This window comes from Xiashengella succiniciproducens (genome assembly GCF_023674465.1).
Lineage (GTDB): Bacteria > Bacteroidota > Bacteroidia > Bacteroidales > Marinilabiliaceae > Geofilum > Geofilum succiniciproducens.
In genome coordinates this window covers 2,080,577-2,094,120 of sequence record NZ_CP098400.1, presented here as the reverse complement: position 1 = coordinate 2,094,120, position 13,544 = coordinate 2,080,577, and the positions used below count along the sequence as shown (strand labels likewise).

Below are 13,544 nucleotides of genomic sequence, written 5' to 3'. Positions count from 1 at the left end.
TTTTGTTGCTCAAATCTCAGGATGCAGCCTTCTTGGTATACGTAGATGAATATCCCTGGTCTTTAACCTGAATATAACTTTCCATAAAAGGGAGAGACTCCATTTTGCACAAATAATGGGGGCTTTGCTAAGAATAGCCTTTCAAAAATTTATATCTTTAAAGGGAAACTGGAAAAAAATACGAACATGGAAGATCAAAGAAAAGGACAACAGATCAAGATAGAACTCAATGATGAAGTAGGACAGGGTGTGTATTCCAATCTGGTGGTTATCAGTCATTCTCCATCGGAGTTTGTGCTCGACTTTGTGAGGGTGATGCCCGGCATGCCCAAGGCTCAGGTCAAATCACGTATCATACTGACACCTGAGCACGCCAAAAGACTTCTAGCAGCTCTAAATGACAATATCAGCCGCTATGAAAAGCAGTTTGGTTCCGTCAAGGATATTGACGAAGGTCCTGCAGGTTTTAACCCGATTCCTTTCGGAGGCCACGGTGGACAGGCATAGATCTGGTATAAGGGGGTGCTTGCTTATACTTGCGATGGTCCTGCTTGTGCCATCGCAGGCAGCTTGCCGTAACAGGGCATTGGAGCAAAATGGTTCCTCTGACTCGGATTGGGTACTGTATGAGGGTCAAACCATTGATGAGCCCAATGACGATGTAGTATTGGCTGGTTCAATATTGAGTCCTGTATCGGGTCAGGCAGATACTGTGTTTAAGGTTGGTGCTGAAAGGGTAGAGCTATGGCTTCCTGTGCTAAAAGATAAAAGGGTAGGGGTGTTGGTGAACCACAGTTCGATGGTCGGCAATATTCACCTGCTTGATACCCTGCTGGCGCTGGGTGTGGATGTACGAAAGGTTTTCGCACCTGAACACGGGTTCAGGGGTGATGCTGATGCAGGTGCCAGAATTGACGACCAGTTCGATACCAGAACCGGACTACCTGTAGTTTCCCTGTATGGAAATACCAAGGAGCCTTCGGCTGAGCAGATGGCGGATCTGGATGTTGTCGTGTTTGACATACAGGATGTGGGTGTGAGGTTCTTTACTTATATTTCGAGTATGCACTATATGATGGAGGCCTGTGCTGAACATGGTGTCTCCATGGTCATATTCGACCGGCCCAATCCCAATGGGGACTACATAGATGGTCCGATACTCCGCAATGAGTTCAGATCCTTTGTAGGTATGCATCCCATACCCATTGTGCATGGGTTGACTGTCGGTGAACTGGCACTAATGATTAATGGACAGGGATGGTTAAGGGCTGGGATTAAATGTGACCTTATTATTGTTCCTGCGGCTGCCTATACCCATTCAATGCGATATGAGCTTCCGGTCAAGCCTTCTCCCAATCTGCCCAATGGCCTTAGTATTAGACTGTATCCCTCACTTTGTCTTTTCGAGGGAACTGAAGTAAGTGTCGGTCGGGGTACAGAGCATCCCTTTCAGGTAATCGGCTTTCCTGACAGAACCTATGGTTCATTCAGTTTTGTGCCTAAAGCCATACCCGGCATGGACACTAAGCCCCTCCATATGGGTAAGAGATGTTACGGTATTGATCTCAGAACGACTGAGGATCTGGATCATCGTTTTACATTGCAATATCTGATACGTTTTTGGGAATTGTCTGGTAGGTCAGAGAACTTTATATCGAGGAGGCGATTCTTCAACCAGCTGGCAGGAACAGACAGGCTGGCTACTCAAATTATGGAAGGCAGGAGCGAGGAAGAGATACGTGCTTCGTGGAAGGCCGAGCTTGATGAATACAAAGCAATGAGAATAAAATATCTGATTTATCCCGACTAGCCATATGAGAACATCACTGCTGCCATGTTTACTTTCAGTTGCAATGCTTACCTCCTTTTGCAGCAATACCTCTGAGAGGAGAGGAGTTATGCTTGAACCTGTGGTAGAGGAGGAGATCAGGGTGCAGCCATTGACTGTTGAAGCCATTTATGACTCGGCCCGTGTGTGGGTTGATTCTGTATATGTCTCCCTTAGTGATGAGGAGAGAATAGCCCAGCTATTCTGGATCACGCTCGAGAAGGCAGATGATGAGGCTTCATATCAGAAAATAAAGCAGCATACAATAAAGTACCAACCAGGTGGAATCCTGTTTCTGAAGGTCAGTGCTCGTAAGGCATATGAGGCAGTGCATGACCTGCAGTCGCAGGTCAGGGTTCCTCTTCTGTTTTCTATAGATGGTGAAAACGGACCCGCAATGAGGATCAATGGTGCCGTTGAGTTTCCTGATGCAATGGCCTTAGGCGCAATACGTGACGATAGCCTTATTTACAGGATGGGTCTGGAGATAGCCCGCCAGTTAAAGCTACTTGGTATTCACGTCAATTTTGCTCCGGTGGCTGATGTCAACAGTAATCCGAATAATCCTGTTATTGGGGTGAGGTCGTATGGTGAATTGCCATATAATGTTGCTGCCAAGGCTGTGGCTTATATGAGAGGGTTGCAGGATGGTGGAGTTATGGCCGTAGGCAAGCATTTCCCAGGTCATGGAGATACTGGTACTGATTCACACCATACCCTGCCATTGGTCAATCATAACCGTGAAAGACTTGACAGTTGCGACCTCCTTACATTTAAGGCATTGATAGATGCAGGTATCTGGGGGATAATGACTGCTCATATAGATGTGCCGGCATTAACCGATACAACGGGCATTCCTTCAAGTTTCTCTCCCAAAGTGGTAGGGAATCTGCTCAGGGATACACTGGGTTTTAAAGGACTGGTAATTACCGATGCTGTAAATATGAAGGGAGCCAAGGTTATGGGAAAACCGGGTCAGGTAGATGCCCTTGCTCTTGCTGCAGGCAATGATATTGTTGAGTTTACCGAAAACCTGCCCGCCGCCATACAGGCAGTTATAAAGGCCTTGACCGATAGTCTGATTACACCAGCAGAGCTTGAAGCTAAGGTAAGACGTTCCCTTGCTTTCAAATACTGGCTTACAAGGGGTGAACAAGTGAATCTCATTGATGCTGACTCACTTCTGCATTATATCAACACACCTGAGGCTGAAGTCCTAAGTAGGGCCTTATATGGCGCAGCACTGACGGCATTGGTCAACAAATTGGATATACCGCTTAAGGAAGCATTTTGGGCAGCCGATTCTGGGTCTTCTACACTCTCTTCCGGTAATACTGCAGCTAATTATGCAGCTGTTTTTGCAGGTGAGTCACCCCTGCTGGAAAGTTATTTCAAGGGCAGGGGTATTGAGCTTGTAAAGCTTAATGGAACAGCCACAGACCCGGGATTGAAACTGGATTTGAAGTACAAGGCTCATATTCTTGTAATCAGCGATGTACAGAAGGTCGATGCTTCAGTCGTTACCAGACTGAATGAGGCAGGTCCAACCATGGTATTATATATGGGCAATCCTTATCGTTTATCGCGTGCAAGAGGCGCAAGCAAAGCTGATGTAATACTGGTAGCATTCAAGAATAATAGCCCGGCCCAGGAGGCTATAATTGAGTTTTTGGAAGGTGCTATTCAGGCCGATGGTATCTTACCTGTAAGTATTGAGGGCTTCCCGGCCGGAACAGGACATAGGTTAAGTTTCCGTGAATAGGGGAGGGATATGACAAAAAAGCAGACAGACCACGGGGTCTGTCTGCTTTCCTTCTTTGATATGTTAGCTATTACCTTTTCCTTTGATTCTTTTGTATTTGTTGCTGTTGTTTTGCCATTTGCTCAAGGCGTGCAGCAAACTTACTTTTCTTTACAGGTTTCTTTTGGTTTGCCTGAATCTGAAGCAGTAACTTCTTGTCATCCACCCAGCGCCTGATTACCATAGTTTGCAGTATGGTGATCAAAGTTGAAATAAAGTAATAGTAGCTCAAACCTGATGCGTAACTGTTGAACAGGAAGAGGAACATTATAGGCATCATGTACATCATGGCCTTCATGCCCGGCATCTGGTTGGATGTCTGGGTCATTTCTGAGTTCATCTTCGTGTACAGTATATTGGTTACCGCCATAAGCAGGGTAAAGAGACTTACGTGTGCACCATAGAACGGAATGGAAAACGGTAAATCCAGTATCGAGTCGTAAGTAGATAAATCCTTTGCCCAAAGGAAGCTTTCCTGTCTTAATTCGATAGAAGCCGGGAAGAAGCGGAACATAGCGATAAGTATCGGCATCTGCAACAAGATAGGAACACATCCTCCCATAGGGTTGACTCCGGCCTTCTTGTATAGGTTCATTGTGGCCTGCTGCCTTTCCATCGCCTTTTCTGCCGGAATCTTTGCATTGATCTCGTCAATCTGAGGCTTGAGCACCTTCATCTTGGCAGCTGATATATACGACTTGTATGTAAGCGGAAATAATACCAGCTTGATAAGGATGGTTAGTATCAGGATAATAATACCATAACTGCCAATAAACCCTTCAAGGAAGTTGAAGGTGGGTATCACAGCATAACGGTTAATCCATCCAAAGATACCCCAACCAAGCGGAATCAGCTTGTTAAGCTCAAGCTCCTTGTCGTATTTGTCAAGAGTATAAAACCGGTTTGGACCAAAGTAAAAACTGAAACCCAATTGCTGGTCCTTTGCTAATTCAAAAGGAACTGCTGCTTCAGTTCTGTTGTATAACAAATAAGGACTGTTTTTATCTTTCTCGAAGCGGCTTTCAACATAGGCCCCTGAAAATGCGTCATCAGCGATAAGAACTGAGGAGAAAAATTGTCCCTTAAAGGCAATCCACTTAACCTTGGTACGTAGATTCTCACTTTTATCTTTGTTGGCTTTCAGATTATCGACTTCGTCAAGATAGTACTTGTAGTACATACCTGAATACATCTGTTCCATCTGCCTTCCCTTCTCAAATGCAGGCATCTCGACGTACCAGTTGAGATCCATAGTGCCTCTTGAGGTGGAGATAAACTGACCCAGATTTTTTGTATTGATGTCGAAGTCAACCATGTATTCGTCAGCAGGCAGGGTATAGCTGAATTGCATCGTCTCTCCTGCATTGCCGGCTATCTCAAACACTATAGTACTATCGTTTTGGCTAACCTTGTTGAAATATAGGTCTGACGTGTGGAATACCTTGGTATCGTGTGAGAAGGGGAAACCAAACACGTTGGCATCACCATCAAATAATATCAGGGGTTTTCCATCATGAGTCTTGTATTCCTTGAGTTCGACAGAATAGATACGGGCACCCTTATTGGTCAGTACCAGCTTTATCTTTTCATTTTCAAGATTGTAGAAGCTTTCTTCTCCCTCTACATAAGGCCACAATTGACCAAATTTCTGAAGTCTGAGATCTGTAGCAAGAGAATCATCTTCAATACTTATACTGTCAAGTTGAGCAGCTTCTGCAGCAATCTGAGCAGCTCTGGCTAATTCTTCCTGTTGCTTTGCAAGCTCTACCTGATAGAGAGAATCTCTTTGCCTGCGCATGGCCTCTATCTGCTCGGCATCAGGCTTATTAATAAACCAAAAACCAATAAGAACAAGCGTAATTAGAATAAGACCCGTAATCGAATTTCTATCCATTGTATTTCCCTCAATGTATATTTAGACTTTTATATATCAGTTTTCAGTATCCATTGCTATCGCAGCCTTGATAAAGGACATAAACAGCGGGTGTGGATTAAGAACAGTACTGTTGTATTCGGGGTGGAACTGCACTCCAACAAACCATCTGTGTGTTGGTAATTCAACTATCTCAATCAGACCTGTATCCGGATTGATTCCTGTTGGAACCATGCCATATTTCTTGAATTCGGCAAGATACTCATTATTGAACTCATAACGGTGACGGTGTCTTTCCTTGATAAGCTCCTTGCCATATGCCTTATACACATTGCTGTCTCTGGCAACCTTACAGTCATAGGCTCCCAGACGCATAGTACCTCCCTTGTCAGTAATATTTTTCTGATCCTCCATAAGGTCAATTACCGGATGGGGAGTAGCATGATCCATCTCTTTGGAGTTGGCATTGTCAAGATTCAGCACATTACGGGCAAACTCAATAACACTGCACTGCATACCAAGACAGATTCCAAAGAATGGAATATTGTTTTCCCTTGCATACTTCACTGCTACCAGCTTGCCTTCAAAACCGCGATGACCAAAACCAGGAGCTACAAGAATACCCTTCAATCCTGACAGTTTCTCGGCAACGTTGTCTTCCTTTACGTTTTCACTCTGTATGCTTACTATATCAACCTTGTAGTCGTTATATGTGGCAGCATGAATCAATGCTTCGATAATTGACTTGTAAGCATCCTGCAATTCTACATACTTACCTACAAGACCTATTTTGACAGTTTTCTGTGCATTCTTCAGCTTGCTCAGGAAGGCCTTCCACTCTTTCATATCCGGCTCCTCGTCGGTGGGCAGATTAAGTTTCTCGAGAACTATGGCATCAAGGCCTTCTTCCTGCATTTTAACCGGAACTTCATAGATTGACTTGACGTCAATTGATTGAATAACTGCCCTCATATCAACGTTGCAGAAGAGAGCTACTTTCTTGCGTATATCTGCTGAAAGGTCCTTTTCGGTACGAAGAACCAGAATATCGGGTTGAACTCCCTCTTCCAACAGAGCCTTGACAGAGTGCTGTGTTGGCTTTGTTTTTAACTCACCACTAGCGGCAAGGAAGGGAACTAAGGTAAGGTGGATCACCAGGGCCCTGTTGCCAAGTTCCCACTTTAGCTGACGTACTGCCTCAATATAGGGAAGGGACTCAATGTCACCAACAGTTCCCCCAATCTCGGTAATAACTACATCAAACTGGTGCTTGGTACCCAGAAGCTTTATCCTGCGCTTGATTTCATCTGTGATGTGAGGTATAATCTGTACTGTCTTTCCAAGAAAATCCCCACGGCGCTCCTTGTTGATAACAGTCTGGTAAATACGCCCGGTGGTTACATTATTGGCCTGTGAAGTTGGGACATTCAAAAATCTCTCATAGTGTCCCAGGTCAAGATCCGTTTCGGCACCATCTTCCGTTACAAAACACTCACCGTGCTCATACGGGTTTAAGGTACCCGGATCAACATTCAGATAGGGGTCCAGTTTCTGTATGGTTACCTTATAACCACGCGCCTGCAATAGCTTTGCCAGCGATGCTGATATAATTCCCTTTCCCAGCGAAGAGGCAACCCCTCCGGTAACAAAGACATAACGAGTATCCGGCACCTTAATCAGTTTTTAAAGAATTAAACAACCTGTTCCGGCAAAAGTGTGGATGTCAATTACTTGACCTACAGTCCTTTTGATTGCCGGTTAAATTAATAACAAAGTACAAAGGTAGCAAAATCTATTATATTTATTGAAGGTCTTGGTACTGCTGTACAAATAAAATGAGATGTTTAATCTTTTTTATATCGGTACATGACTAACACAAAAAAGGGTGTCATGCACCACATGACACCCTGATTCTATTTGTACAAAGTCATCTGTTCAGAACTTCCTGATTACTGTATGTAGTAGCATCAATAGACCTTCCTGCATTAATGTCACTATGTCCTTCTTTTTTATATCAGGCAGGACAGCCTGGGGTAGAACTGTACTGGTTTCGTCCCTTGAGTAATCTGCTTACAACATTTCCTCGATCATGTCGAGTTTCTTGTTAAGCAGCTCCATATTACGCTTACCATTCTCGATCTTATGCTTGAAATCCCTGATAAGTGCATCTGAGTTCTTGGTCTTGGCAAAGAAACCAATATTGTTTTCCCATACCACTATGTCACTTTCAAGCTGTCTCAGCTTGAGCATAATCTTGTTGCGCTCCTGGCCAATCTTCTCCTCAAACTGATTGGTAGACTTCCAGTTATCCAGCTTATTGCGAAACTTGTGAAGGTTCTTTTCAAGTTCGTCAAGATTGAGACGGTCAAACTTCTGATTTATCAGGTTGCGGAATTCCTGGTTTATGCGGTCCTTTTCCTTTAGTGGAACAAAACCAATTTCAGCCCAACGACGTTGGAAATCCTGTAATGCCTTGAAAGACTTATCGTTGTCTTCCTGGAGCTCAAACTCAGAGAGTTCCTTGAGGATGGCTTCCTTAGCCTTCAGGTTGACAAACTGCTCACTGTCAATATTTTCAAAGAAGGATTTTTTGCGTGCAAAGAAATGGTCACAGGCTTCCCTAAAACGCTTCCATATAGCATCTGACTGCTTGCGGGGAACGGGGCCAATTTCCTTCCATCTCTTCTGAATACGGACATACTCATCGGTAGCCTTTTTCCAGTCGGTACTGTCCTTCATGGCCTCAGCCTGAATACACAATTCGGTCTTGAGCTGAAGATTGTTTTGCTGATCTTCCTTATAGTGTTTGAAGAAATCTCTCTTGTTGTTGAAGAAGCTATCACAGGCCTTTCTGAAACGCTCATAGACCTGATTATTTTCCTTCTTGGGAGCAAAGCCGATAGTCTTCCAGATCTGTTGCAGATCTATAAGCTCCTTGCTCTTTTGTTCCCAATCCCTTGGTGAGTTAATCTCAGCATTAGCAATAGCCTCAGCCTTCTCACAAAGTTCAATCTTGGCTTCAAGGTTCTTTTTGAGCTGATTTTTCAAAGACTCAAAGTGTTCCTGTTGTCTGGCGTTAATCTTGTTTGTGGCATCCTTGAAGCGTTCCCAGATCTCATCTTTTTTGTCACGGGGCACAGGACCGATTTCCCTCCATAGGTCATGCAGTTTCTGTAGCGCTTTGAAAGCCTTGACGGGAGATGGTTCCAGAATCAATTTCTCAGCTTTCTCACAGAGTTCGACCTTGGCTTCCAGATTTTTCTTCAGGTCAAGATCACGTAACTCATTGTTTATCTTGATGTAATTGTAAAAGTTTTCTACATGGTGGTGGTAGTTTTCCCACATATCCTGCAGCTTGCTCTGAGGTACGGGACCTATCTCTCTCCAACGTTGCTGAAGGGCCCTGAATTCCTGAAATGTATGATCCAGTGATTCCTGACGGTTGATAAGATCCTTAATGCCTTCGATAACCTCATATTTGAGAGCAAGGTTTCTTTCCTTTATCTGCTCCAGACTTTGTCGCTCTTCATCACGTTTGTTGCGGTATTCAAATAATAGGGTTGAGAACTCCTTCTGCAGCTGGTCAGGTTGGGAAACGTACAGTTCTACCGGTTCACCCGACTCAACAAATTTAGCCTTAGCCTCTTCGTCAAGTTCTGCTGTAGCCTTATCGAAATGTTGCTTAATAGTTTCAACTTCATCCCTGATAGAGGCCGCCTGGTTTTCCCTTATAAGTGTCCTCAATGCCTTTGTAAGTTCGGCACGGCCAAATGTAGAATAATCTTCTGTTACCGTTTTCTGAGGGGTATCATCAACTTCATCCCCAGCAACATTATCCTGATCTGGAATATCATGATCTTCCGGATAGGCCTCCGATTCTTCCATAGGTAGTTCAGGAACGTTCAGTTTGTGAGAGAGGTCCTTAGGATCGTTAGAATTGGCATCTGCATTCACATTGGTGCCCTCAATGGGCTCCTTGTTCAGTTCATTTGCTTCCATCACCGTAGGTGTTTGGGGGTGCAACATCTGAGCTGTGATTAAGCTCTTATTTTAATTAGATTACGAATATATCACATAAAGCGTTAGTGTCAAAAGATTTTTTGAAAAAACCTTATTATGCCGATACGTGCTGCTTTGCTATCTTTGCAGGAAATTTAATGATATGCGGATTGATATTTTGACCCTCTTCCCGGATATGTTTCAGGGACCCTTCTCTGAAAGCATTATAAAAAGGGCTGTTGAGCAAGGGCATGTGGAGATAGTCCTGCATGATATAAGGGATTACTCAACTGACAAGCATCGCAGGGTGGATGACTATCCTTTTGGAGGAGGGGCAGGTATGGTAATGCAGATCGAACCTATTGACAGGGTGATCTCAAAACTTAAGGGTGAAAGAGAGTATGACGAAGTTATCTATATGAGTCCTGATGGCAAACGTCTGGACCAAAAGATTGTCAACCAGCTCTCTCTCAAGGGTAACCTGATCATCCTTTGCGGCCATTACAAGGGTGTCGATCAGCGTGTCCGTGACAATTTTATCACAATGGAAATCTCAATTGGCGACTATGTGCTGACTGGTGGTGAACTGGCAGCTGCAGTTGTTGTGGATTCTGTTGTTAGACTTATACCCGGAGTGATTTCAGATGAGACCTCAGCTCTCTCTGATTCCTTCCAGGATAATCTGCTTGCTCCTCCGGTTTATACCCGTCCGGCTGAATATAAGGGCTGGAAAGTACCTGATATACTGCTTTCAGGTCATGAGGCAAAAATAGAAAGGTGGAGAGAAGAACAAGCGCTCGAAAGGACCAAAAGACTAAGACCTGACCTCCTCGGGGAGGATCAGGCTTAATCTTAATCCTTAAAGCAGTGCTGCCTGAAGAGACAGTAGTTGCAATTTTTCTCCACCCTGGTCTGCATGAAGGGTATGGTGGGGTTAAACAGTTCCTCAAGTACCGGATTCAGCCTTTCCAGAAACTCCGCTTTAACACTTCCAAAGATCACAGGTTGCTTGTCTATTGTTATCGAACTCGAGAAGTTCTTGTCAAAGATCTTGGTAATAGGGATAATGCCTGGTTCAATAGAATCATGACCGGCTAGTACAGACTTGATATAAGAGTAAAGCAGAGTCTGGAATATTGCCTTTTTATCCCCATGTTTTTCCTGGGTAAATAGATCTTCGAGTCTGGAGGCGCTGTTGGATGCCGATCCTGTCTTGTAATCAAGTATTCTGGTTATCCCTTCTTTTTCGTCGGTTCTGTCAATTATACCCCCAAGATTGACCTTTAGCTTTTCATTTACAGCATGTATGATAGCAACTTTCTCTTCAAGGTCGGCAAGTCTGAATGGTGCCTGATCTCTTTCCATTTCAAGGAAGCGCACTACATACCTGAACAGAATCTCATAAATCAGAATGTTCTTGCCCTGGAGGTCAACAAACTCACTACCGCTCTGCCTAATAAAGGGGACCTGCTCCTCAAATGCGGAATTCATCACTTCCCTTATTTTGTCCTTGTCCCTGAGCCATAATTCGATATTCTCCTTTTGTACCACCTTGCCCTTATGCGGGGAATAGATTTGCTCCATTATCCTGTGAAAGAGAATTCCAAAGATGCGGGGATCCAAATCCTCACTTATTGAGTCGGCCTCCCTGATCCGGGCCACATGCTTGTAAAAGAAGCGAAGGGGGCATTCAAGATAATCACTCATAGCACTAGGCGACAGCCTGGCCTGCCCATTTTCAAGGAATCGGCTAAGTTGAGCCATCACAGACTTGTCTTTTTCTGCATAAAGTTCCTTGATTGCAGGTACACTTACTTTCTGCATGGGTGTTTCCATAATAATCTTGCCGGGATACTCGTAATAGAGCTGTTGCAGAAAGCGGCTCATCTCAGCCTCTTCTGCACCTGCTCCGGTAGTGCTGTACACAAGCCTGATCTTCCTGGCCCTGTGGATCAGCCTGTAGAAATAGTAGGCAAAGATTGCATCCTGGTTGTCGATTACCGGCAGGTCAAAGGCCTTTCTCAGGTTGTATGGAATAAAGGAATCCGGGGGGGAACTCTTGGGGAAGACACCCTCATTCATTCCAATGATTACAAGGTTTTCAAAGTCAAGCGCTCTGGTTTCTAGCAAACCCATTACCTGGAGACCCTTCAGCGGTTCTCCGTTAAAAGGCACAGATTGAAAAGCTGCCAGTTTGCGGAATAAAGACTGCCATGTTGTTGGATTTGGCTGGACAGGTAGTTTGGAAAGTATGTCAGACAAACGCTTGACAGTAGTGTAGAGGTAGTAGATAAACTCCATTTCAAGAGCCTTCTTCTCTCCATGTACATCAAGCTCTTCGATGTCTGAGGGCTGTTGCAAGCTTCCAATATTGCCTTCTGTCCCGGCAGCACTAATATCATTCAACTCCTTCCCGACAGACGAATTTTGTATATGTGCACTCTTTCCATCTTCATCACCAGAGGCTAGCTCCTGGCCAGAAATCTCTTCAAACAGTGTGCCTTGTACCGGTGACTGACCATTTCGAAGCCCACTTTCAATGGTTGCCAGCTTGTTCCCGTTATAATTGTCACTGCCTCTAAGATATCTGTAAATAAGGGTCAGGATATCCATAAGATAGGAGGTGAGCTCGTTTACATCACCGGCCTTCCTGAATATTTTTGAGCAGAGGCTGTTTTCCTGCAGCAATCCGCCTTCAATAAATGGGCTGTTGTACCTAATGAGTCTGCGACTCAGTTCAAGAGCCGACTGACCCAGTATTCCAAGGATATATTGATGTTGCAGCAGGGCTGTAACGTCCCTATGGTAAAACCATGTCTTTCCCTCACGGGTTTCCCTGCAGTTGTTTTGCATAGCCAGCAGGATTTCGGCCAGAGCAAAAGCCGGGGTGCTTTTTAGGGGATAACCCAGGGTGATGTTGATAGGGGAAAACTGAGGGGGTATGGAACTAAGCACCGGGAAGAGCTGTTGTTCATCGGCAAGTATTACTGCAGTTCTCAGATCCACTTTGGGTATTTCAGAGTCAGGGGTACCTGACTGTTTTTGTGTAGCTATTTGTTCCAGAAAGTCATATACTGCACCGGCCTGTACCAGACTGTTGGATGCGGCTGTAATCACTATCTCGGCAGCATCCGTATTGAATGGGTCTTCCCAGTTTTCCGGTGATGGAAAGTCGTAAATATTCTGCTTCATAAAAAGCCCACCCTCATGCATCACTTTCATAACAGGGTTGGAAGGATCCTGCTTTTCAGTCAACAGCAATTGCGGATAATCCCAAAAGAATGTGGCCTTCTGCTGTATCTTCAGGTAATTGAATATGGTTCGCTCGCACTTGTTGAGAGCATTAAAGCCGGCAAATACCACATGCTTAAAAGGTATATCAAGAGACCTGTCGTTTCTGACCTTTTCAGCTATGCTCCTTGTTATCATTCCGCCATAGGCCATGTTTTGTTCAGTTAGAGAGGCTCTGAAATGATTATAAAGATCTCCCAGTTTGTCCCAAACAGAAAGAAAACCTGTTTGCTGTTGCGATAGCCTTTCAGGATCAAAGGTGTTCCAAAAGCTCCTGATAGCCTCTATCTGATTTTCAGTAAGATGAGAATAGTCCATCTCCATATTTTTGATAGCAGCCAGATTGGCAAACACCTCACGGGGGTTTGCCATATAATTGTCGATATCGTTGAAATCATTCAGCAACATCTCACCTAATGGCAGAAAATCATCTATTGAAATATCTTTTTCACTAATCTTGCAGTATGATTCGTGGAGCTTGAAAACAAGGGTAATATTGTCTGGGATTGGAGTGGAGTCTAGATGACCAAAAAAGTCGCTGATCGTCAATATCTTGGGGGCCCATATAGGCTTGTCTGTTAGCCTTCCCAGAAACATTGAGAAATACCTGCATGCCCTGCGACTAGGGAATACAAAACAAAATTCGTCTAAATCTGTTAAATGGAAAGTTATATGATACTTTGCTAAGTGTTCGAGGAATGTTTGCATAACTTTGCAATAGTAAGTGAAGCCTTGAAATTAGCAATGTTTTT

Annotated in this window: 8 protein-coding genes; 4 read left to right on the top strand and 4 right to left on the bottom strand. The window is 44.2% G+C overall.

Going from position 1 to position 13,544, the window contains the following annotated elements; translation table 11 throughout:
• Window positions 1–186: 186 nt before the first annotated feature.
• Genes M9189_RS08835 through M9189_RS08825 form a run of 3 tightly spaced genes read left to right on the top strand, consistent with a single transcriptional unit; the run spans window position 187 to window position 3,590 of the window.
• On the top strand, window positions 187–507 hold the full coding sequence (locus M9189_RS08835) for a DUF3467 domain-containing protein (RefSeq protein WP_250722451.1): 321 nt from the start codon (window positions 187–189) through the stop codon (window positions 505–507).
• 19 nt (window positions 508–526) lie between these two features.
• The gene (locus M9189_RS08830) at window positions 527–1,810 is read left to right on the top strand and encodes an exo-beta-N-acetylmuramidase NamZ family protein (protein WP_250722449.1); all 1,284 of its coding nucleotides are present in this window, start codon (window positions 527–529) and stop codon (window positions 1,808–1,810) included.
• Between the two features lie 4 nt (window positions 1,811–1,814).
• Window positions 1,815–3,590 (top strand): glycoside hydrolase family 3 protein, encoded by a 1,776-nt coding sequence (locus M9189_RS08825; RefSeq protein WP_250722447.1) that lies wholly within the window; start codon window positions 1,815–1,817, stop codon window positions 3,588–3,590.
• Window positions 3,591–3,660: 70 nt separating this feature from the next.
• Here the strand turns inward: M9189_RS08825 and yidC are convergent, their stop codons facing one another.
• The 3 genes from yidC to M9189_RS08810 all read right to left on the bottom strand — a co-directional run bounded on the left by yidC (window position 3,661) and on the right by M9189_RS08810 (window position 9,501).
• Window positions 3,661–5,523 carry a membrane protein insertase YidC gene (yidC, locus tag M9189_RS08820; RefSeq protein ID WP_250722445.1) on the bottom strand — a complete coding sequence of 621 codons (1,863 nt, stop codon included), beginning with the start codon at window positions 5,521–5,523 and terminating at the stop codon, window positions 3,661–3,663.
• A 36-nt stretch (window positions 5,524–5,559) separates the two neighbouring features.
• A complete protein-coding gene (locus M9189_RS08815) occupies window positions 5,560–7,173 on the bottom strand; it encodes a CTP synthase (protein WP_250722444.1) in 1,614 nt (537 codons plus the stop codon).
• Window positions 7,174–7,572: 399 nt separating this feature from the next.
• Window positions 7,573–9,501 carry a DUF349 domain-containing protein gene (locus tag M9189_RS08810; protein ID WP_250722442.1) on the bottom strand — a complete coding sequence of 643 codons (1,929 nt, stop codon included), beginning with the start codon at window positions 9,499–9,501 and terminating at the stop codon, window positions 7,573–7,575.
• Between the two features lie 163 nt (window positions 9,502–9,664).
• On the opposite strand from M9189_RS08810, the gene trmD reads away from it, so the two are divergent.
• The gene (gene trmD / locus M9189_RS08805) at window positions 9,665–10,351 is read left to right on the top strand and encodes a tRNA (guanosine(37)-N1)-methyltransferase TrmD (RefSeq protein ID WP_250722440.1); all 687 of its coding nucleotides are present in this window, start codon (window positions 9,665–9,667) and stop codon (window positions 10,349–10,351) included.
• Window positions 10,352–10,353: 2 nt separating this feature from the next.
• Here trmD and M9189_RS08800 read toward each other — a convergent pair whose 3' ends face one another.
• A complete protein-coding gene (locus M9189_RS08800; RefSeq protein ID WP_250722438.1) occupies window positions 10,354–13,389 on the bottom strand; it encodes a PD-(D/E)XK nuclease family protein in 3,036 nt (1,011 codons plus the stop codon).
• Window positions 13,390–13,544: the final 155 nt, after the last annotated feature.